Origin of the sequence: uncultured Treponema sp. (assembly GCF_934725225.1) — a bacterium.
Lineage (GTDB): Bacteria > Spirochaetota > Spirochaetia > Treponematales > Treponemataceae > Treponema_D.
Genome location: NZ_CAKVAM010000007.1, coordinates 16,359 through 37,772, shown reverse-complemented (window position 1 = coordinate 37,772; position 21,414 = coordinate 16,359). Strand labels below are relative to the sequence as shown.

Sequence of the window (21,414 nt, the reverse complement as noted above, 5' to 3'; positions counted from 1 at the left end):
GATTAAAGTATACAATATGAAACGTTTTCTGAATTCCCGATTTTCTTGATTATTTTGTTAATTTATGTGATTTTTTGAATAAATCTATAAAAAATAAAAGAAAACTATTAGGATTTTTTTGTTGTAAGAAAAATGCAGAATGGAAAAACGCAAAATATTCCCTGAAACAAAAAACTCCGGGCAAGGAGGCTTACATTCCTTTTCCCGGAGCATATTCTACAAAGGTCTCGAGGTTGAACCCTATTGTATAAAAATTAGTTTTGTCATTCCCATGCATGACACTTTGTCATTCCCCGACTAATCGGGGAATCTTTTATTTCATTATCAAGCCAAGCCCAACAATGACATTCCAGCTATTTCACTCTCTTGTAGCCGTAAACCGCCAAGTCTCCAAGTTCTTCTTCTATGCGCAAAAGCTGATTATACTTTGCCATGCGGTCTGAACGAGATGCAGAACCTGTTTTAATCTGTCCTGAATTTGTTGCAACTGCGATGTCGGCAATTGTTGAATCTTCAGTTTCGCCGGAACGGTGAGAAGTTACGCTTGTATATCCGTGGCGGTGAGCCATTTCAATTGCATCAAGAGTTTCTGTAAGAGAGCCAATCTGATTTACTTTTATAAGAATTGAATTTGCGCATCCAAGCTCAATTCCTTTCTTAAGATATTCAACATTTGTAACAAAAAGGTCATCGCCAACAAGCTGGCATTTTGAGCCGATTTTATCAGTAAGAAGTTTCCAGCCTTCCCAGTCGCTTTCTGCCATTCCGTCTTCAATTGAATCGATTGGATATTTTGAAATAAGATCCGCAAGATAATCAGCCTGCTGTGCCGAAGTAAGTTTTTTTCCGTCCGCGCCTTCTTTCCAAGTATAATCGTAAATTCCGTTTTCATAGAATTCAGATGAAGCGCAGTCCATTGCGATTTTTACATCTTTTCCAGGCTCATATCCAGCTTCTTTTATAGCCTTTACGATTGTGTCAAGAGCGTCTTCTGTTCCGTCAAGCTTTGGAGCAAATCCGCCTTCATCGCCTACAGCAGTTGAAAGTCCGCGTGCCTTTAAAACAGCCTTCAAGCTATGGAAAACCTCTGTTCCCATGCGGATTCCTTCTTTAAATGAAGAAGCTCCAACCGGGCGAATCATAAATTCCTGGAATGCGATAGGAGCGTCTGAATGCTGGCCGGCATTTATAATGTTCATCATTGGAACTGGCAATGTGTAAGTATTTGTTCCGCCAATGTAACGGTAAAGAGGAATGCCAAGGTAAGCTGCGGCTGCTTTTGCCACTGCAAGTGAAACTCCAAGAATTGCATTTGCTCCAAGCTTGGACTTTGTTTTTGTTCCGTCAAGCTCAATCATTTTTTTGTCAATCGCACGCTGCTCAAGTCCGCACATTCCGATAAGAGCCGGGGCAATTACTTTGTTAACATTTTCAACTGCCTTGAGAACGCCTTTTCCCAAGTAGCGTTTTTTGTCTCCGTCGCGCAATTCAAGAGCTTCATTCTCACCAGTAGAAGCTCCAGAAGGAACTGATGCTCTGCCAAACGCGCCGCTTTCCAAAGTAACGTCAACTTCTACTGTAGGATTTCCGCGAGAATCAAGAATTTCACGTCCGACAATTTTCTGAATTTTACAACCGCCCATAATTTCCTCCTGGGATAAAAAGAATAGTTAGCTATTGCTAATTTCTTTAAATATAATAAAATCTATTAAATTTTTCAAGTTAAATTCAAAAGATTTTCAAGAACCTTCATTTTTGTGCCACGACACTTGTCATTCCCTAACTTGATCAAGGAATCTAGCAAAATTTGTAACATAAGATTATCGGATCAAGTCCGATAATGACATATCAAAATACAAAACTCTACATTTATCCTGCAACTCAAAATTATTGAAACAAACAGGCAAAAAAGCTATAATTTGCAATCATGATAAACCCATTAGCACAAGAATTAAATGACGCGCTCAAAGGCACAACGCCAGGCGAGCTGCTTTCTGATGTTGGAACAAGACTTTACTTTCCAAAGGGAATAATCGCACAAAGCGCAGAAGCCAAAAAACTTGGTAAAACTGCAAACGGAACAATCGGAACCACAGTTGTTGAAGGCAAACCTATTATGCTTCCTTCTATAAAAAAATATGTGCCGGACTTAACTTCTTCAGAACTTGTAGGATATGCGCCGACAGCAGGAAATCCGGATTTGCGTGCAATGTGGAAAGAATCAATTATCCGCAAAAATCCGCTTTTAAAAGATAAAAAATTCTCATTGCCGGTTGTTGTTCCTGGCCTTACAGCGGGAATTTCCTACCTTGCAGACCTTTTCCTTGATGAAACAAAGCCGCTTGTTGCAGCAGATCCGTCTTGGGACAATTACGTTCTTATTGCCGAAGCAAGACGAAACGCAAAATTCGTTCAGTTCAAGATGTTCAAGGATGGAAAATTCAACATTGAAGGATTGAAAGAAACTATGCAAAAACAGGCTGAATCTGGCTCTGTCCGCATTCTTTTGAATTTTCCGCAGAACCCTTCAGGCTACAGCCCGACTTCCGACGAAGCAAAACAGCTTGTTTCAATTGTAAAGGAAATTGCGGAAAAAGGCGCAAAAGTAATGGTTTGGTGCGATGATGCGTACTTCGGACTGAACTATGAAGACGATATAGAAAAACAGTCGCTATTTGCATATCTTTGCGACCTGCACGAAAATGTTCTTGCCGCAAAAATCGACGGACCTACAAAAGAAGATTTTGCCTGGGGATTCAGAACTGGATTTATAACTTTTGGCTGCAAAGGACTTTCTGACGCGCAATACGAAGCTCTTGTAAAAAAACTCATGGCTGCAATCCGCTCGTCAGTTTCATGCGCGGCAACTCCATCTCAGTCGCTGATTTTAAAAGCGGCATCAGACGGAAAACTCGAAGAAGAAAAAGCTGAATTCCGCAAAATTCTTGAACGCCGTTATAAACTTGTGCGCGAATTTGTTTCCACACACGAAAGCAAATTTATAAAGCCGCTTCCATTCAATTCAGGCTACTTTATGTCTTTTGACACAATGAGCATTGACGCAGAAAAATTAAGGCAGAAACTTTTAAACGACCGCGGAATCGGAACAATTTCCATAGACGCAAAAACTTTAAGAGTTGCCTTCTCAAGCCTTGATGAAGAAAAAATCAACATTGTTTATCAGGCGATTTACGACGTTGCGGATGAACTTGGAAAATAAAAAATTTCTTGCAATTATAACCGCGCTGATTTCTCTTTTGCTTGCCTCCTGTAAAAATTCGGGAAGCAAGCCGTTGATTATCTGGACAGACAATGCGGAAATTGTTTCTTACGTTGAACTTTTTAACGCCACGCACGAAAACATAAGCGCATTTGCAGTCTACAAAGAGGAAGCGGCGCGTTCACTTCCGCCTGCAAAAGACGAGCTTACCCCGGATTTGGTTGTAGGCTCTTGGCTTAAAAATTCCGCAACACGAAAATATTTTCAGCCGCTGGATTATCTTTTTCAAGAAAAAAGCCTGAACCGCACTTTGTTTTACAAGCAGTTTCTTGAATACGGACAAATAAACGACAAGCAATATCTTATTCCAATAAGTTTTAATTTGCCCGCAATGATTTTCAGCAAAAAAAATGAAAGCTTTGTAGAGTCAGAGCATTTTTTAAATCTTGAGCAGATAAGGACTTTTTCAGCAGCATTCAACAAAAAAAATAAAAACGGAACATATACAGCGATGGGATACGCGCCTTCCTGGGACACAGACTTTATGTATCTTGTAACAAAACTTTACGGAGCAGCCTACCACGAAAAAGGAACAAGCTTTATATGGAACGAAAAAGCGATGGAAACTTCAATTTCCGAAATGCGCCAGTGGACAATCGCACGCAATTCCAGCACTTCCGCAGAGCAAAACTTTCAGTTCCGCTACCTTTATATGCCGGGCTACAAGCAAATTGCCACAACACGTTGCCTTTTTTCGCACACAACCAGCGACAAGCTTTTTACACTCACGGATGCGCAGATTACAGATCTTTCATTCAGGTGGATTGAGCAGGACAATAAAATTCCAGTTGAAGACAATATTTTAAGCATCGGGCTTTACAAAAAATCCGAGCATTCGGCGCAAGCCGAAGAATTTATTTCTTGGTTTATGAAAATTGAAACTCAAAAGCTTTTAATTGAGCGCACGGAAAAAATGAAGCTGGACACCGTAAATTTTGGAATCGCAGGCGGATTTTCTACATTGCGCGAAGTAAACGAAAAATTTTACCCGGCATTCTACAGACATCTTTTGGGAAATATGCCGCCGGAACAATTTATAACATTGCCGAATATTCTTCCGTATAGATGGAACAGCTTAAAATCAAACGTAATAATTCCGTATTTAAAAGACAGCACAAAAACAGAAAATTCAGGCGCAGTTCAGTCGCTTGAAGAACGAATTGCTGAATGGACAAAGCAGTTCTACTAACAGCAAAAGCCGGCTAAACTTTTTATTTTAAATTCCGATACATAAGATAGTGTAAAGAAAATTGCTTGCACTAAACTGAGGGTAGACTTATGTATTCAAACGGAATCAGCCTAAACGCGGCATCTTATAGAACTCTTTTCTCTACTTCTTCAGGCTCGCTCTGTGTTCCAGTAAAGCCTAGCGCGGTTATATATTCTCAATTTGACTACGTACATGGAACTGCAACCGAACACGGACAGCGCGGAGTTCCAATAAACCGCCTGCGCATTTTAAACACACTGATTTCACAGCTTGTTTCCATGAAGCAAAAGCCAGCCCTTTCCGAAGAAGAAGCCACAGGACTTTCCGAAGAACAAAAAGACGAGCTTATAAAAAGCTACCAGCAGCAAATTAAAACTGCAATTGCCGCTAGTAGCGCACAAGGACAAGCAGCTTACGGACTTGCAGGTCTTATGCCGGAAGCAGGCGCAGTTGTTTCAGTTTCAGCATAAAAATTACGCCCAGATAAACCAAAGCAAAGCAGATGCGGCGGCCGTTGTAATAAGCGTGAACGGAACTCCGATTTTAAGCCAGCCAGAAAATTTCATAGGATAATTTTCTTTCTTTAAAATTCCCATTGCAACAATATTCGCGCTCGCACCAAATGGCGTAAGGTTTCCGCCGAGGCAGCTTCCGACCAAAAGCGCAAACATAAAAAGCTCCGGGTTTATTCCGATTTGTGCCGCCATTCCGCCAGCAACAGGAAGCATCGCGATTATATAAGGAACATTGTCAACAAATCCGCTTACAATAACAGAAATCAAAAGGATTATAAAAAAGCCCGCAACTTCGGAACCGCCTGTAACATTCACAAGCAAATCAGCAAGGTCATTCAAAAGCCCAGTCTCTTTTATTGCGCCGATTACAACAAAAATTCCAAGCAGGAAAAAAATAGTTTCCCAGTCAAGTTCTTTTACAACTTTTGCAGTTTCGGCGTTTGTTTTTTTCTGAAACAACTTGAACCAAAGCAAGCACAAAATTCCAATCGACATGACCAAAGTTCCGCTCAAATACTCAAACCGGGTATTCACAAACGAAACTCCGGCAAGTCCAAAAATCATAAGCAAAAGGCAAACAAAAGGAACCCAGGAAATTACTTTTTCACTTTCAACCTGAACTTTGTTTTTTCTATTTTTCGCAAAGAAGAAATAAAAGAAAACGCATCCGGCAAGCATTCCAGCCTGAATTATAAAGAAAATTGAAGGTTTCCCCAAATAAAAAAAGAAGTCGTTGAAATTGTATCCGGCGTAGCTTGCAAAAATCATTGAAGGCGGATCTCCAACCAAAGTCGCAGTTCCCTCAAGGTTGCTCATAACGGCAAGTCCCATCATAAAAAATGTAGGATTTATTTTCAGCTTTGAGCAAAGCGCAAGTCCAATCGGAGCCATAACAAGAACCGTAGCGACATTTTCAACAAAAATTGAAATTATTCCCGTCATCGCAAGAATCGCAACCATCGCAATGCAAGTGTTCCGGCTGCTGTTCACAATTTTGTCAGCGATTTTTACTGGAACTTTTGAATAAATAAAAAGCGAGGCAATAATCATGCTGCCAAGATAAATCATAATAACGTTCCAGTTTATGATTTCAAATACAGAATGATAAAGCGCGTATATTCTCTGCGGAAACTGTCCTTCAAGCGCAACTACATCCTGCGGAAGCGGAAAAATCTGCCCCGGAAAAAAAGTCGCAATAATAACAACAAGAACTGCCGCTCCAGTTGTAAATAAAACTTTTTTGTTCTGAAATAAAATCACAAGCGCATACATCAAAAACGCAATAAGCGCAACCAAAGTTTTCATATTAAGCATAATTTCTCCAACTATCTATTTAAAATATCTTGCAGTAAGAGCATCAGCAAGACAGCGTGCTTTTCGTATTGTCTGAAGAACGAGCGGCACAAAAACTGGAATTATCGATTTTAATTTTTTTATTCCTTTTGCGCTGCCAAATGTTCCGCGGATAATCTGTGTTTTTATAATGCCCGAAAATTCATCTAAAAGCAACGGTATAAATCTAAAAATAATTCCAACTATCAAGACAACGCATCTGACAGGAAATTTAAAGAAATTCAGCGGCTTCAAAATAGCGGCGATTCCGTCCATAACCTGCCGTTCATCCGCAGTAAAAATATAAGTTCCAATCGCAAAAATGGCGCAGATTGAATGAACAAAGGAAGCTGCAAAAAGCAAAAGTTTCCGCGGCGTGACGAAAATCATTTTCCAGCTGAAAAGAATTTTGTCTCCTTCATAAACAGGAAAAAGAATAATTCCGAGCAAAGAAAAAATCACAATCCAAGGAATGAGTTTCGCAATTATTTTAAAAGAATTTTTTAGCGGCGATTTTGCAAGAACGGAATACAAAATGTTTATAAAAATCATCGCAATGCAAGCCGGAAACGGAAGCAAAATTGAAACAAAAAACAGAATCAAAAATAAAAATGTTTTCTTGCCTGCGGAAAGCGAATTTACAAACGAAGGCGGAATTTTTTCAGGCGCAGAAAAAACTGAAGCCGCTTTGGAAATTTTTTCAAGAAGTGAAGCATTTTCAATTAGCTCCATTTCCTTTAAATTGCCCAAATCTGAATCTGAATTTTTTTCAGGCTTGGAAATCAAATCTTCCCAGCGAAGTCTGAAATCAGCAGCTTCCGCTTCTTGAAATCTATGCGTGCTAAACAAAACAGTTTTTCCGCTTTCAGTGAGTTTTCTAAAAGATGCAAGGAGATTTTTTCTTGAAACCGGATCCAAGCCAGCAGTCGGCTCGTCAAAAATCAAAATGTCGCTGTCAAGTGCAATAAGCCCCGCAACAGAAAGTTTTCGTTTTTCACCGCCGCTAAGCGAAACAACCGGAAGATTTCCGTATTTTTTGTAATCAAGCCCAGCAAGTTCCATGGATTTTTTTACACGCTCAAAAAGTTCCTTGCCTTTTATATTTTTATTTTTAGGACCGAACGCAACGTCATCCGCGGAATATGGCTCAAACAATGCAGCTTCGCTTTCCTGCAAGCCAAGCACCGGCCGGCTCAAAGCATAAATTTTTCCGCCTTGATTTTTTTTAAGACCAGCAAGACATTCAAACAACGTTGATTTTCCGCAGCCGCTCGGTCCTGTCAAAGCAACAAGAGTTCCTTTTTTAAGCTCAAAAGAAATATTTTTAAAAACTGAAAAATTGCCATAAGAAAACGAAAGTTCCTGAACTTTTAAAGCCGTTTTTTCAAATTTATTTTTTTCTGAATTTAAATTTTTAAACGAAGTGTATTCACCGTCAATTCCAAAAATCGCTTCAAAAATATTTTTGTTTTCTTTAAATTCTTTTGGCGAGCCGTCAAAAATTATCTGTCCCTGCTCCATCACAACGATTCTTTTTGCAGCCAAAGCTTCGTCCAAATCGTGCGTAACAGAAATAACGGTGTGCCCTTTTTTGTTCCAAGCGTTTACAAATTCCACAAGCTGATTTTTTGAATCCGGATCAAGCATTGCCGTGGCTTCGTCAAGAATCAGCAAATCCGGAAAAAGCGCAAGGATTCCGCTGAAAGCAAGCCGCTGAGTCTGCCCCAAAGAAAGCTCAAAAGTTTTGCTCAACGCTTTGTCCACAAGAGAAACGACAGAAAGACATTCGATTGTGCGCAGTTCAATTTCCGCTTCCGTCATGCTAAGATTCTGCGGACCAAAAGCCGTGTCGCGCTCAACGATTCCGGCTACAATCTGCTCTTTTGGCTGCTGAAAAACAATGCCGGGAAGAATTCCATTTTGCTTTATAACTTCACCTTTTGAAGGCTCAAAAAATCCTGCAATAAGTCGGGCAAGCGTGCTTTTTCCAGAACCGTTAAGCCCAAGAACCGCAATATATTCGTCTTTGCTCACAGAAAAATTTATATTTTTAAGCGCAATTTTATTTGAACGAGGATATTCATAGTAAACATTTTTTAGCTCAAGCAACGGCATTTTCAAAAAGTCCTAGCTGGAAAAAACGGTTTGCATCCCAAACTTGAAAGTTCATAAAAAATACATTCAAATCCGATGTTTTTTGTTAAATTTAACATCGCAAATGAAGGTTTTTGTCCGCCGCGAGGTCTAAAACAACTTCCCGGATTTATAGTAAAAATTTCACCAAGTTTTTCTGCTGCAATATGAGTGTGGCCGTAAAGCGCAATTTTGCAGTTGTTTTTCTTTGCCGCGGAAACAATTTCACCAGTGCCAAGATAAAGAGAATTTCTGTGTCCGTGCGTAAAAAAAATTCTTTGTCCGCAGGCTTCAAGCACGTTAAAAATCGGAACTTTCAGCTGAACATAATAAGGCTCGTCGGAAAGAACATTTCTAACAGGATAAAGGTCAGCGTCATTGTTTCCTTCGACAATTCCAATTACAGGCGGAATAATAGCTTTAACTTCAGCTTCATCAACGGCATTTGAAATCAGATTGGAAATATCGCAAATTCCATCGCCGCAAAAAACAAGGGCATCGCTTATAACTCCAAACTGACGCAAAATCAGCAAAAGATTAGAATACGCGCCATGAGAATCCGACACCACAAGAATCCGCGCAGAATCTTTTATTGCGAGTTTTTGTATTTCTTCACGGCTGCCGATAAGCAAAGATTCGTCTTGTAAAAGTGTGTTCAATTTATTCCGCCGAATTTAAAATTATAAAATGATTTCTTGACTGAATTCCAGTTTCGCTATCAACGTAGCGGGCAACTTTTCTTTTTCCTGCCACAGCCTGAACATGATAATAAAGGTCGCTGTCCTGCGGAAGAACAAACGGAAGCTCCGCGGCATATTCAACAGCCGAAATCAAAAGCGCCAAAGTGTCGTCGTCTTCATTTTTATTTTCTTCGTCGCCAAACTGAATTCCAGCCGTATATTCATGGTCAATCACAAAACTGCAAGTGAATTCCTGTCCCAAAACATCATCCTGCGGAAAAATCGAAAAAACATTGAACGGCGGATTTCCATTCCACTCTTCTTTTATTCTTGCAAGCGGAGAATGCGTATTTTCTGGCGCGCCAAGAAGAACAATTCCATGCACATTGTTTTTTTCAATTATATCACGCAAACTTGAAATTCTGCCATGCAAATCATCTGGAAAAACAATCGGAAGAACAAGTCCGCCGTTTTCAGCAAGTCCGAATTTTTTCTCCAAGGAATTTATCGCCTTTTTTACAAAATCATCGTCATTAAAACCGTATCCAATAAGCACGCAGACAATTCCATTTTCACTTGTCCAAAAATTTTCTTTTAGCGCAGAAGAACTTTCGCGCGGCTGAATTTCAATAGAGTCGTCTGAAGCAACTTTTATGCTGGGAACATTTTTTTCTTTGCAGCCTGAAAAAATAATCGCAAAAGCAAAAAAAAGAAGTTTCCACATTAAAACAATTTTCTTTTTTAATTTCATTTTTTAAAATTCCATTTTATAAAACAAACGAACCCCGCTGCAAAAATAACAACGGGGCGCATTTTGGGTTACTTTACAAAATCACAAGTTTTTCGTTAATAAATCAATCTCCCCAGTTAATATTAATCTTAACTGCACCTGTTGTTTTAGTAGAAGGTGTAGGAGTAGTGCCAGGTTTTGTGCCGGAAGAACTTCCTGAACCGGAAGAACTTCCTGAACCGGAAGAACTTCCTGAACCGGAAGAACTTCCTGAACCGGAAGAACTTCCTGAACCAGATGAACTTCCTGAACCAGATGAACTTCCTGAACTTGAAGAATCTCCCGAAGGAGCTGAATCTCCTGAAGTACTCGTTGATGAATGACCAGCATCGGTCTCTGCGGCAATTGCATTAGCTTCACCAGAAATTAAATTTATTCCCATAGATTCGCTTCCAAAAGAACTTCCTGCGCTTGACACAACTTTTTCTGTATGAGGATTTGAAGGTCTGCTTGCTATAACATCAGACTTGCTGACCTGGCCTGCAAAAACTGGAACTCCATTTTTTTCTCCAACTTCTGCGCTAGAAGTAAACGGAGTTGATTTTGGATGTTCTTCGGCGGCAACGTTTCCGTCAGAAGTTTCATTTGCAGAAGCAACTGTTCCTGCATTGCTTTCTTCAGATGGAGCGATGTCAGTAGAATTATCCTCGGATTTAGCAACTTCCGCAGAAGAAGCTTCAGGACCGCCAAAACTTACAAGTCCCTGCATAACAGAAAGGCGTCCAGAAGAAGTAACTTTGAATTCCGTTCCTCTTACCGAAGCCGTTGCAACCGCTGAACGAACTTTGAAGCCGACTTTTCTTCCATCAGAAGAAGAAACATTTGCTTTGAGCGAGCCTGAATCAATATAAATCTGAGTTGAATCCTTGTTTTCCATTGCGACCATGTTCTCAATTGTAATTCTTGTCAACGGTCCCAATGTAAAATTTGTTCCTTTTACAGAAACTACAGCATTCGATTTAAATCCAGTTGAAATAACGGCGCCCTTTTCCTGAATAATATCGCCCTCTTCAACAGGAATCCACATTCCGCCTTCCAGAATTTCAACTTTGCCTTCAATGCTTACAAATTTCGCTTCCAAAGCAGAAGCTGAAAAGCCCGCAAAAGCTGCAAAAGCAAGCAACGGCAAAAACTTAAAACTCAATTTCATACAACACCTCCTAAAATTTTACGGTTAAAACGAAATAACCGCATTAAGCGCAATTTCTGTTCTGCTGGAATCACTTGAATCTCCTGCAAAATGGCTTGCAGAAAGCGTAAAAGCAACATCAGAGAACAAGTAATACTTTGCATTTCCATAAACTTGGAAACCATAATAATCAAACGCACTATCATCTCTGTCAAGGAAAACAACATCTCCACCAACAGCACAATAAAGCTTGTCAATTGGAACTATAGATGCTGACAATCCAGCTTTTGAAATTCCTTTATAAATAGTTTTGTCTAATAATCTTGATCCTAATTCTGATCCGCCTGAATAAGTCGGTTCATCAGCTGAAAGACAGGCTGTAACCTGTGTAAATCCAATAAACGGAACAAAAGGACCTCTGTCTCCAGAAGCATAAAAAGCAGAAAGCGTAATAGAAGAAGACTTAAAATCCGGGAACAAAGAAATATTTGCTTTTCCCAAAAATCCAAAATCAGAAAAATCTGTAGAACAGGCAGTTCCGCTCAAGCCGTAAAAAAGCATAGGAGCAAGCGGTCCGTCCAAGCGCAAAGTTCCGTAAAAACGGTTGTCTTCATCTTTTGGAGAATCAGCAGGACCTTCTGTGTCCCAAAATCCAAGGCCTTCCAAAGAAATTGTCTGGTTGAGCAACAAATACGGAAAACTGATTTTTACTCCGCCTGCTATGTAAGGAGCGCAAAAATCATAGAAGTCATTTTCATCATCTGGAGTCCATTCGTAGCCACTGCTGTTCATAATGGAAATATTCTTTAAATTCAAAAGCCCTGTGTATCCGCCAAATACAGAAACATCAAGCCAGGAAGCAGAAAACTGCGCAGAAGCTCCGTCAAGTGATTGGGCAAAAACAGTTTGCGAAAGATCTGACAAGAAAAGGCGGCCCGCATCCAAGAAGAATTTTCCAGCAGAACATTCTATAATAGAAGAAAACTTCAAAGTATTTAAATCTGCAATAAATTCATTTTCGCTATTCTCATGGTCGCCAAAGATTTTTTCATAGCTATGGCTAAGGCTGGCTTCTAAAGAAAGAAATGTTGTGCCTTTTTTATTGAAAGGAATTTTTGCAAGCGCAGAAAAAGCCTCGCTCTGCTTTAATCTAGGCTCACTGTATTCTTCGCCATCAAATTTCAAGTCTGTGTTATCGCCCAAAAAGAAAGAAAGTTCAGCAGAAAAAGCAAATGCAGTGAAAACTGAAAATAAAACGGCGGCAAAATATTTTTTTATATTCATGCTAGTTTCTCACCTCATAAAAATCAATGCAGTCTGTAACAACATTAAGAAATTCCCTGCCAGTCGGAATGCGCTTTGGATCAAAAGAAAATGGAATTACGCCGCCATTGCGAAGCTGCTTAAAGGCATAGCGCGGACTTGGAAAAAGCTTCATCATAAGGCTGTCTGGAACATCCCAAGTAAAATAGCACAGCCAGGCAAGATTTTCAAAATTGATAAAATCTTCCGCGGAAATCTCTGCTTTTATGGCTGGTTTAGAATACTCTTCTCCTATTTTTTTCCAAGCATCAACAGCGTCTTCTTCTGAATCGTCATCTGAAATATAGCCCATTGCGACTGCTGTAAAATATGCGGCAGTTCCGTAAGTGAGCTTTTCAGCAGATACAGTTTTCTCCACCATTTCCGCAGACTGAGAAAAAACAGCCGAAACAGAAATGAGAGCAAACAGAAAAATCGAAGTAAAAAATTTCATATCACTCCTCTAAAAATAATATTCACAAATGTTCATTTACAAGAAATTATACTATATGATATAGTTTTTGTCATGGTAATGAAAAATAAATTCAAAGAATTTTTTAAAACTAAGACAGAACTGATTATTATGGCGGTTTTTGCGCTTTTGAGCGTACTGGCAATTCAGACAAGCCTTTTTCAAAAGCTCGACTACAGGCTTTATGATTCAATGCTGAAAATAACAAAAGGAATCGAGGCGCATCCAAACATTGTAATTGTAGATGTTGATGACGAATCTCTTGGAAGAGTCGGCTCTTGGCCTTGGACCCGAGATATTTTGGGAAACGCCTTAATCCGCATGAAGGAATTCGGCGCAAAACAAGCTGTATTCGATATTGAATACATTTCACCTTCTTCAAAAGGCGTAAACGAAAATTTAAGCGACACAGTAAACAAGACTTTTATAGACGGCGAGCAGGCGATTTCAAGTTCAATTTCGGAATTTGCGAGCGGAATTGAAGGCGGAACGGTAAACGCGAAAAATGCTCAGGAACACGCAGAAAATCTTATTTCAAATGAAATCGACGGAATTCTTTACGAAATGCAAAAGGAAATCACTTCCGGGTTTGAACTTGACTACGATGATTTCTTTGCAAGATGCGTTCAGTTCTTTGGAAACACTTCGCTGACCGTAAACATGAGGCACATTGCGCAAAAAAGCGATGAATCCGAAGAAAATTACGCCAGAACACGCTTTCTTTTTAACAATGTAACAGACGAAAAAAATCTTATTCAAAAAGGAAACATTTATTCAGTAAAAGAAGAAGCAAGCCAGGAACTTGGATTTACTCCGGCGATTCATAAAATTCTTTCACGCGCGCAAGGACTTGGATTTACAAATGTTATTGTAGACAAAGACGGAATCAGGCGCAGAATTGAACTTTTGAATTTTCAGAACGGAAAATATGTCGGGCAGCTTTCGTTTGCGCCGCTTATGAAGCTTTTGGATGTTCAGTCAATGGAAAGAACTTCAAATTCAATAATTCTGCAAGGCTTAAAGAATCCAGACTCAGATTCAAGATACAGCATTTCAATTCCGCTGGATAAGCACGGACGGATGCTGATAAACTGGCTTCACGAAAGTTACGTGGACAGCTTTAGGCACGTTCCGGCGTATTTGCTTTACAACCTTGATCTTGCGGAAAAACTGATAATAGAAAATCTTGCGAATATAAAAAATGCGGATTTATCTTCGCTTTCAGAGGAAGATGCAGAATATATTTTGAATTCCATGTATTTTGAAGACGAATACGAAAAACTTTCAAATTCAAAAAAACGTCTTCTATTAAAGTGCCGCGGATTTGACGAGGAAGGAAAAGCAATAAAAGGCGGACTTTCTGAAGAAGATTACGAAAAATATTTTTCAGCCAGAACAGAATTCTTTAAAAACCTCAAGGAATTTTCTGATTCATTTGCAACAGTTCCGGGATTTGAGCAGATTCCTGAACTTGCGGAACTTTCAAAAAGCATTGAATTTTATCTTCGCGACTTTGAAATGTTAAAAGGCAGCATGGAAGGCGCATTTTGCATAATCGGAAACTCGGCGACATCCAGCACAGATTTGGGAGTAACGCCATTTTCCAAGCAATACGCAAACCTTGGACTTCACGCAAACGTTATCAACACAATTCTTCAGAAAAAATTCATACGCGAAATTGATCCGCTTTGGGGACTTGCATTCTGCGTGATTTTCATTTTGCTTGCAATGCGCATAACGGCAAAATTCAGCACAGGAAAGAAAAACTTCACAAGATTTTTGTACGTAGTTGTTCCGCTTGCGCTGTTTTTCATTTTGATGACGCAGTTCAATATTTATGTTCCGTTTGTAGTTCTTTTTGCATTTTCGTTTCTGAATTATTTTTCGGGAATTATCGTAAATTTCCATGCGATAAATTCGGACAAAAAATTCCTCCAGTCAACATTCAGTGCTTATGTTGCTCCTGCCGTTGTAGATGAAATCATCAAAAATCCGGAAACTGCAAAACTCGGCGGAAACAGCAAAAACATAACCGCGCTTTTTTCAGACGTAAAGACATTCTCCGGATTCACGGAAGCTGTAAACAATGCGGAAGGCGAAAGCAAAGGCGCTGAAAGGCTTGTTTCAATTTTGAACGGATACCTTGGAGCTTTGAGCGATGCGATAATGGACTGCCACGGAACAATCGACAAATATGTAGGAGATGAAATTGTTTCGTTTTTTGGCGCGCCGGTTGACGACAAAGAAAATGCGTTCCATGCGTGCCTTGCAGGAATAAGAATGCTTCAGGCGGAAGCAAAATACAACGAGGAAAACAAAGACAAGCTTCCGATAAATCCGCGCACAGGAGAACCGTTCTATTTGAATTCCCGCGTAGGAATAAACACAGGAAACATGGTCGTTGGAAACATGGGCACAAAAAAGAAGCTCAATTATACGGTCATGGGAAACAACGTAAACCTTGCGTCCCGTCTTGAAGGAACAAACAAAGTTTACAATTCCTGGATAATGTGCTCGGACAGCACTTGGAACGCCGCGGACAACGGAGAAAACAAAGGACTTTTAGTCGCGCGGAAATTCGACTTTGTGCGTGTTGTGAACATTGAAAATCCTGTTCAGATTCACTGCATTTTAGGACTTAAAGACGAACTTCCGGCAAAGCAAATTGAAGCCGCGGAAATTTTCAATGAAGGAATCAAATGGTATTTAAAGGGAAATGATTTCCCTGAAACTCCAAAAGATCCAGAGGATTTCAAGAAAGCGTACCAGTTCTTTAAAAATGCAAAGGAATGCTTCCCGCAGGATATGTCGTCCGATGTGTTTATGAAACGTTGCAGCTACTTTTTAAAATACGGTTCCGGCGAAAAATGGGACGGCGTTTTCACAATGAAAGAAAAATAATACGTCTGGTCAAGGTACGCTTACGCTCAAGACCTTGACTCAGCCGTTTTTAGGGTTTTGATAAACCCTAAATATTGATTCTCGCATCAAGTGCAAGAATGACAGAAAAACTGTAAAAAACAAAAACTCCGTGCCAGTGAAATTGGCACGGAGTTTTTTCAAGCTATTTAATTAGAACTACATTCTTTTTAAAGTAAAAGTATCGCCTGAATCGTCACCAACAAAAACAATCTTTTCGTCAGACAACGAACCAGTCATCGTTTCATTACCTTCACCTAGTGTCAAAATGCTTCCTGAAACAGTGCCATTTCCAGCCTCAGTTGATTCTTGAGGAGAAGCATTGCTTTTGAATATATGAGATTCAAAAGTGCAAGACGCGCCGTTAACAATTACTATATGAGCTTTTGCTAATATTCTTTTTTCATTTGATTCAGCTTCTGCAAGGGCATAAAGATTTCCTTTGAATTCTTTCATTGCAGAACCTTTTTCATCTTTTATGCTTCCGTCAGAATTAATTGTACAAATTAAATCTTCGTCATCGCCGTCAGCTTTTACTGTCAAAGTTGAACCAGAAACTGAATAATCATATTCGCCAGACTCGATAATATTGTTCTTTTTTTCGTCAACAGCTCCATTTTTAAAGTCATACTTAAGTCCAGTGAATTTTACTTTTTGTCCATTAGAATCAAAAGCAAGCATACTAACCCGGATTTTCACCTTGTTAGTTAACTCTGAGGTATATTCCTTTTTTTCAAATTCAATTGAATAATAAGTTTTTCCTGCAAGGATATTTTTTGTAGAAGAAGTTCCATTGCCTTCATTAGTTTCTATAACTGTTTCCTTTACTTCAGTTTTAGTTTCATTTCCGTCTTTGTCTTTTATTGTTACAGACTCGGAAGTATCAACTTTTCCATCTGAGGTTGACTTTGCTTCTGTTGTATTTCCTTTGCTGTCTTTAATAACAATTTTTCCATCTGCCTTTGTATACGTTCCGTTAGAAGTCGTTCCATCCGATGCTTTTATTATAACAGTGCCATCGTCATACAATGTAACAACATCTCCGTTGATTACAATTGCCTGAATAGCCGCCTTAGCGTCATCATCGTCATCACTGCTAGAATTGCAACTTGCAAATGCAAGCGCAAAGACCATAGCTGCCAATACAGCTGAAATTTTAGCAAACTTTCTCATAAGTTCACTCCTTAAAATAAATAGATTCCGCTGAAAAAATTCAGCAACGCCTATTTTACCCCCCCCGGGATTTGTCAAGTACTTTGAGGAATTTTTATGATTTTTTTTGCAGATGAAATTTTACGGTCAAGCCGGATAATAACAAAACCATTAAGTCCTAAGATTACACTTTTTCTGCGCAACTGTTGCTCAATTTTTCATTTTTCCTAATGCACAGACTTTCCCTTGCAAGAAAAAAACTTGACATCTGCCATTTGTGAACTTAAACTGATTTTTAAGATTCCGCAGAAAATGCAAATCTTTTAAAACACACAAACCAACTCAAGGAGGCTTTTTAATGGAAAAGTTTTCAAACATACCGGAAGTCAAGCTCGGAATAATCGCAGTAAGCCGGGACTGCTTTGTAATTTCACTTTCTGAAAAAAGAAGAGCGGCAATCGTAAAGGCATTCGGCTCAAAAGGAAGCCTTTATGAAGCAAAGACAACTGTAGAAAACGAATGCGACATGCTGAAGGCGGTTGAAGAAGTAAAACAGGCTGGCTGCAATGCTCTTGTTGTTTTCCTCGGAAACTTCGGACCGGAAACTCCAGAAACTCAAATCGCGCAGAAATTTGACGGACCTTGCATGTTTGTTGCCGCCGCTGAAGAAACTCAGAACGATCTTATAAACGGACGCGGAGACGCTTACTGCGGAATGCTGAACTGCTCATACAATTTGAACTTGCGTAAAATTCCTGCCGTAATTCCAGAATATCCAGTTGGAACAGCAGACGACATCGTAAAAATGATTGAAGAATTTATTCCTGTCGCACGCGCAATAATCGGTCTTAAAAATCTTAAGCTTATCACATTCGGACCGCGCCCTCAGGACTTTTTTGCTTGCAATGCGCCAATCAAAGGACTTTACGACATCGGAGTTGAAATTCAGGAAAATTCGGAACTTGACCTTCTTGTTGCATACCGCGCCCACAAAGACGACAAAAGAATTCCAGAAGTTGTCGCCGACATGGAAAAAGAACTTGGTTCAGGCGGAAACAACTTCCCGGATCTTCTTCCACGCATGGCGCAGTTTGAGCTTACACTTCTTGACTGGATTGAAGCAAACAAGGGCTGCAAAAAATATGCGGTTCTTGCGGACAAATGCTGGCCGGCATTTCCTAAGGAATTCGGATTTGAGCCTTGCTATGTAAACAGCCGCCTTGCTTCCCGCGGAATTCCAGTTGCCTGCGAAGTTGATATTTATGGCGCGCTTTCTGAATATATCGGAACTTGCATTTCAGGCGCTCCCGTTACTCTTCTTGACATCAACAATTCTGTTCCGCAAGATATGTACGATGAAAGCATCAAGGGAAAATTCTCTTATCCTTATGTTCTTAACGATACGTTCATGGCGTTCCACTGCGGAAACACTCCGTTCTGCTGCATGAACAAGGCTTGCAATCCTGGAGTCAAGTACCAGCTGATTCAGCACAGACTTCTTGAGCCAAAAGATTCCACGCCGGACTTTACACGCGGAACTTTGGAAGGCGACATAATGCCAGGTCCAATCACATTCTTCAGATTGCAGTCAACTCCAGATACAAAGCTTCAGGCTTACATTGCGCATGGTGAAATTCTTCCGGTTGCAACTCGCTCATTCGGCGGAATCGGTGTATTTGCAATTCCTGAAATGGGAAGATTCTACCGCCACGTTCTTATCCAGAAAAATTATCCGCACCACGGCGCAGTTGCTTTTGGCCACTACGGAAAGGCGTTGTTCACACTTTTCAAGTATCTTGGAATCGCTGATGTTGCGTACAATCAGCCAAAGGGAACTTTGTATCCATCGGAAAATCCGTTTAACTGATTTGCAATTTAGCATTTAGTTTGGGAACAAAAAAAATCCGTCTGTATTCGTGCAGGCGGATTTTCTGTTTTACGGCTGAACTGCTGATTATGCGTTCGGCTGTTTCTATTTCTGACCGTAGTAGGCGTTCGGGCCATGTTTTCTCATGTAGTGCTTTTCAATGATGTAGTCCGGAAGCGGCTGCTGCGATGGATTAATCTGAAGCGTATTCATCGCCATGTGGCTCACTTCCTCAAGAACTGCGGCGTTGTAGACGGCTTTGTCCGCGGTGGCTCCCCAAGCGAAAGGTCCGTGTCCGCCCACAAGAACCATGTTCACTTCATTCGGATTCAGCTTGAGAGAGCGGAAGTGGCTTACGATGAGATTTCCGGTTTCCTTTTCGTAGTCATTCTGGACTGCCTCGCGGCTAAGATACGGTGTGCAGGGAACTTCCGTCTGGATGTGGTCGGCGTGAGTTGTTCCGAACAGAGGAACCGGCTTTACCGCCTGCGCCCAGCTCACTGCGTAAGTTGAATGCGTGTGGATTATTCCGCCGATTTTTGTTCCGTCCGAAACAGCAAATTCCTTGTAGATAACGGCGTGTGTCGGAGTATCGCTTGAAGGCCTAAGTTTTCCTTCAACGACATTTCCGTCAAGGTCAACAATCACCATGCTTTCGGGCGTAAGTTCCGGGTAAGGAACTCCCGAAGGCTTGATTGCAAACACGCCGGCCGCCTTGTCGAACGCGCTGACGTTTCCCCAAGTGTAGAGCGCAAGGTGCTGCGCCGGTATCTGCATATTCGCCTCGTAAGCTTCTCTCTGTAATTCCGTGTATTTTCCCATGAATTTTTCCTCCATTTGTTTTTGTGTCATTGCCAGGCATAGACCCGGTAATCTCTAAATAATTGCAATATATGCATTTAGATTTTCGAATCAAGCCCGAAAATGGCAGAAAAGACACTTATTGCCCCGATACTGATTATTTCACGTTTTCGAATGCGGTGCGTTCTGCTTTGAGCGCAGACTTGTAGCCTTCAAGCCATTTGTCAAATCCTGCGGCATCCGCTGCGTCCGGTTTTACGGTTTTCTTCTGCGCGTTCGCAAAAACTTCGGTTTCAAGCCAGTCGCCCAGATTTTTTCCCTTTGAGTCCGCGGTGTATGATGCAAGAAGCGCCATTCCCCAGGGACCGCCCTCGCCTGCTGTTTCCATCGCGCTGATCGGAGTGTGCATTGCCGCCGCCATCGTCTCAAGTCCCACACCTTCCGTCTTGAAGTATCCGCCGTGGCCAGTCATCGAGTCGATCTTAACGTTCTCGGCAAAAAGAACGTCCATTCCGAGCCTAAGCGTTGCGACCGCCGAATAAAGCTGGCTCCGCATGAAATTCGCAAGGTTCAGCTTTGAATCCTGGGAGCGCACAACCATCGGCCGTCCCTCGCTAAAATCCGTAACGCTTTCTCCCGAAATGTAGTTGACCGTATAAATTCCGCCCGCGTCCTTTTCTCCGTCCTTTGCGCAGCCTAGAATCGTGTCGTAAAGTTTTCCGGCATTGAATTGTGCGCCAAGAAGTTTTGCAGCCTCGCCAATCAGCTCGACCCACTTGTTGTATTCGGCGGTGCAGGTGTTCACGTGAACCATCGCAGTCGGCTTTCCGTCCGGAGTTGTAACAATGTCTATTATTCCAGGATATGCTTTTGAAAGAGCCTTCTCAAGAACGACCATCGCGAATACGGAAGTTCCCGCGGAAACGTTTCCTGTCCTGGGAGCAACCGCGTTTGTCGCCACCATTCCGGTTCCGGCGTCTCCTTCAGGAGGAGCGCACAAAATTCCGTCGCAAAGCTCACCTGTAGGGTCAAGCCACAATGCGCCTTCCTTTGTAAGCTTTCCGGCATCAGCCCCGGCAGGAAGCGTCTTCGGCAGAAGTTCCAGAAGTTTTTTCGCACTTCCCTTTCCTTCAACAAGAGAATCGAATTTTCCGGCCATGGACTTGTCGTAGCTTCCGGTCTGCGGATCAATCGGGAACATTCCGCTAGCGTCTCCAACTCCCAGAACTTTTTTTCCTGTCAGCATGAAATGCGCGTATCCTGCAAGCGTCGTAAAAAAATCCACCTGCGGAACATGAGCTTCGTTGTTCAGAATCGCCTGATAATAATGCGAAATGCTCCATCGCTCAGGGCACGGATAATTGAAAAGCTCCGTAAGTTTTTTTGAAGCCTCGCCTGTAATCGTGTTCCTCCAGGTTCTGAACGGAACAAGAAGATTGTTTTCCTTGTCGAACGCAAGATAGCCGTGCATCATCGCGCTGATTCCGAGGGCCTTAAGATTTGAAAGCCTGACGCCGTATTTTTCAAGAACATCTTTTTTTAGCTCCGAATATGCGGCAACGATTCCGCCATGAATTTCTTCCAGACTGTACGTCCAGATTCCGTCCACAAGTGAATTTTCCCAAGTAAAGCCGCCCTGAGCGACCGGATTTTTTTCAGAGTCAATAAGAACTGCCTTTATGCGCGTCGAACCGAATTCGATTCCAAGGACAGCCTGACCGTCTTCAATTTCTCTGGCAATATTTTCTTTCGTCATGTTTTACCTCTGATTTTATAGTAACTGACATTGCGAAAAAAACAAGTGGCGGTTTCCCCTAAAAAATGCCCAAAAC

At 41.1% G+C, this 21,414-nt stretch carries 16 protein-coding genes; 5 read left to right on the top strand and 11 right to left on the bottom strand.

Annotated features, from left to right (window positions below; translation table 11 throughout):
* Positions 1–353: 353 nt before the first annotated feature.
* Positions 354–1,643, bottom strand: a complete 1,290-nt coding sequence (gene eno / locus Q0H92_RS10745; RefSeq protein ID WP_295797881.1) for a phosphopyruvate hydratase — start codon at positions 1,641–1,643, stop codon at positions 354–356.
* 284 nt (positions 1,644–1,927) lie between these two features.
* On the opposite strand from eno, the gene Q0H92_RS10740 reads away from it, so the two are divergent.
* The 3 genes from Q0H92_RS10740 to Q0H92_RS10730 all read left to right on the top strand — a co-directional run bounded on the left by Q0H92_RS10740 (position 1,928) and on the right by Q0H92_RS10730 (position 4,960).
* On the top strand, positions 1,928–3,220 hold the full coding sequence (locus Q0H92_RS10740; RefSeq protein WP_296014814.1) for an aminotransferase class I/II-fold pyridoxal phosphate-dependent enzyme: 1,293 nt from the start codon (positions 1,928–1,930) through the stop codon (positions 3,218–3,220).
* Positions 3,204–4,469, top strand: coding sequence for a hypothetical protein (locus Q0H92_RS10735; protein WP_296014812.1), 1,266 nt, complete (start codon positions 3,204–3,206; stop codon positions 4,467–4,469). Before Q0H92_RS10740 ends, Q0H92_RS10735 begins: the two co-directional genes overlap by 17 nt.
* Positions 4,470–4,558: 89 nt before the next feature.
* A complete protein-coding gene (locus Q0H92_RS10730; protein WP_013702454.1) occupies positions 4,559–4,960 on the top strand; it encodes a hypothetical protein in 402 nt (133 codons plus the stop codon).
* Between the two features lie 3 nt (positions 4,961–4,963).
* On the opposite strand, the gene Q0H92_RS10725 is transcribed toward Q0H92_RS10730, so the two are convergent.
* The 7 genes from Q0H92_RS10725 to Q0H92_RS10695 all read right to left on the bottom strand — a co-directional run bounded on the left by Q0H92_RS10725 (position 4,964) and on the right by Q0H92_RS10695 (position 12,825).
* On the bottom strand, positions 4,964–6,319 hold the full coding sequence (locus Q0H92_RS10725; RefSeq protein WP_296014810.1) for an SLC13 family permease: 1,356 nt from the start codon (positions 6,317–6,319) through the stop codon (positions 4,964–4,966).
* Positions 6,320–6,334: 15 nt separating this feature from the next.
* Positions 6,335–8,452, bottom strand: coding sequence for an energy-coupling factor transporter ATPase (locus Q0H92_RS10720; RefSeq protein ID WP_296014808.1), 2,118 nt, complete (start codon positions 8,450–8,452; stop codon positions 6,335–6,337).
* A 2-nt stretch (positions 8,453–8,454) separates the two neighbouring features.
* A complete protein-coding gene (locus Q0H92_RS10715; protein WP_296014807.1) occupies positions 8,455–9,129 on the bottom strand; it encodes a YfcE family phosphodiesterase in 675 nt (224 codons plus the stop codon).
* Between the two features lies 1 nt (position 9,130).
* Positions 9,131–9,901 (bottom strand): hypothetical protein, encoded by a 771-nt coding sequence (locus tag Q0H92_RS10710; protein WP_296014805.1) that lies wholly within the window; start codon positions 9,899–9,901, stop codon positions 9,131–9,133.
* Between the two features lie 103 nt (positions 9,902–10,004).
* Positions 10,005–11,090 carry a FecR family protein gene (locus Q0H92_RS10705; protein ID WP_296014803.1) on the bottom strand — a complete coding sequence of 362 codons (1,086 nt, stop codon included), beginning with the start codon at positions 11,088–11,090 and terminating at the stop codon, positions 10,005–10,007.
* Between the two features lie 24 nt (positions 11,091–11,114).
* Positions 11,115–12,353 carry a hypothetical protein gene (locus Q0H92_RS10700; RefSeq protein WP_296014802.1) on the bottom strand — a complete coding sequence of 413 codons (1,239 nt, stop codon included), beginning with the start codon at positions 12,351–12,353 and terminating at the stop codon, positions 11,115–11,117.
* A gap of 1 nt (position 12,354) precedes the next feature.
* Positions 12,355–12,825, bottom strand: coding sequence for a hypothetical protein (locus Q0H92_RS10695; RefSeq protein WP_296014800.1), 471 nt, complete (start codon positions 12,823–12,825; stop codon positions 12,355–12,357).
* 72 nt (positions 12,826–12,897) lie between these two features.
* On the opposite strand from Q0H92_RS10695, the gene Q0H92_RS10690 reads away from it, so the two are divergent.
* Positions 12,898–15,744: a CHASE2 domain-containing protein gene (locus Q0H92_RS10690; protein WP_296014798.1), complete on the top strand. Its 2,847-nt coding sequence runs from the start codon at positions 12,898–12,900 to the stop codon at positions 15,742–15,744.
* 177 nt (positions 15,745–15,921) lie between these two features.
* On the opposite strand, the gene Q0H92_RS10685 is transcribed toward Q0H92_RS10690, so the two are convergent.
* Positions 15,922–16,935, bottom strand: a complete 1,014-nt coding sequence (locus Q0H92_RS10685) for a hypothetical protein (RefSeq protein WP_296014797.1) — start codon at positions 16,933–16,935, stop codon at positions 15,922–15,924.
* A 337-nt stretch (positions 16,936–17,272) separates the two neighbouring features.
* Here Q0H92_RS10685 and Q0H92_RS10680 point away from each other — a divergent pair, with 337 nt between their 5' ends.
* Positions 17,273–18,781: an L-fucose/L-arabinose isomerase family protein gene (locus Q0H92_RS10680; protein WP_296014795.1), complete on the top strand. Its 1,509-nt coding sequence runs from the start codon at positions 17,273–17,275 to the stop codon at positions 18,779–18,781.
* 105 nt (positions 18,782–18,886) lie between these two features.
* Here the strand turns inward: Q0H92_RS10680 and araD are convergent, their stop codons facing one another.
* A complete protein-coding gene (gene araD, locus Q0H92_RS10675) occupies positions 18,887–19,603 on the bottom strand; it encodes an L-ribulose-5-phosphate 4-epimerase AraD (RefSeq protein ID WP_296014793.1) in 717 nt (238 codons plus the stop codon).
* Positions 19,604–19,739: 136 nt separating this feature from the next.
* Positions 19,740–21,338, bottom strand: a complete 1,599-nt coding sequence (locus Q0H92_RS10670) for an FGGY-family carbohydrate kinase (RefSeq protein ID WP_296014792.1) — start codon at positions 21,336–21,338, stop codon at positions 19,740–19,742.
* Between the last annotated feature and the right edge of the window lie 76 nt (positions 21,339–21,414).

Bases quoted from the DNA above. Each gene is read 5' to 3' on its own strand.
- Q0H92_RS10725 (WP_296014810.1), bottom strand. From the start codon at position 6,319: ATGCTTAATATGAAAACTTTGGTTGCGCTTATTGCGTTTTTGATGTAT.
- Q0H92_RS10710 (WP_296014805.1), bottom strand. From the start codon at position 9,901: ATGAAATTAAAAAAGAAAATTGTTTTAATGTGGAAACTTCTTTTTTTT.
- Q0H92_RS10705 (WP_296014803.1), bottom strand. From the start codon at position 11,090: ATGAAATTGAGTTTTAAGTTTTTGCCGTTGCTTGCTTTTGCAGCTTTT.
- Q0H92_RS10740 (WP_296014814.1), top strand. From the start codon at position 1,928: ATGATAAACCCATTAGCACAAGAATTAAATGACGCGCTCAAAGGCACA.
- Q0H92_RS10730 (WP_013702454.1), top strand. From the start codon at position 4,559: ATGTATTCAAACGGAATCAGCCTAAACGCGGCATCTTATAGAACTCTT.
- Q0H92_RS10735 (WP_296014812.1), top strand. From the start codon at position 3,204: ATGAACTTGGAAAATAAAAAATTTCTTGCAATTATAACCGCGCTGATT.
- Q0H92_RS10680 (WP_296014795.1), top strand. From the start codon at position 17,273: ATGGAAAAGTTTTCAAACATACCGGAAGTCAAGCTCGGAATAATCGCA.
- Q0H92_RS10690 (WP_296014798.1), top strand. From the start codon at position 12,898: ATGGTAATGAAAAATAAATTCAAAGAATTTTTTAAAACTAAGACAGAA.
- Q0H92_RS10720 (WP_296014808.1), bottom strand. From the start codon at position 8,452: ATGCCGTTGCTTGAGCTAAAAAATGTTTACTATGAATATCCTCGTTCA.
- Q0H92_RS10700 (WP_296014802.1), bottom strand. From the start codon at position 12,353: ATGAATATAAAAAAATATTTTGCCGCCGTTTTATTTTCAGTTTTCACT.
- Q0H92_RS10670 (WP_296014792.1), bottom strand. From the start codon at position 21,338: ATGACGAAAGAAAATATTGCCAGAGAAATTGAAGACGGTCAGGCTGTC.
- araD (WP_296014793.1), bottom strand. From the start codon at position 19,603: ATGGGAAAATACACGGAATTACAGAGAGAAGCTTACGAGGCGAATATG.
- Q0H92_RS10685 (WP_296014797.1), bottom strand. From the start codon at position 16,935: ATGAGAAAGTTTGCTAAAATTTCAGCTGTATTGGCAGCTATGGTCTTT.
- eno (WP_295797881.1), bottom strand. From the start codon at position 1,643: ATGGGCGGTTGTAAAATTCAGAAAATTGTCGGACGTGAAATTCTTGAT.
- Q0H92_RS10695 (WP_296014800.1), bottom strand. From the start codon at position 12,825: ATGAAATTTTTTACTTCGATTTTTCTGTTTGCTCTCATTTCTGTTTCG.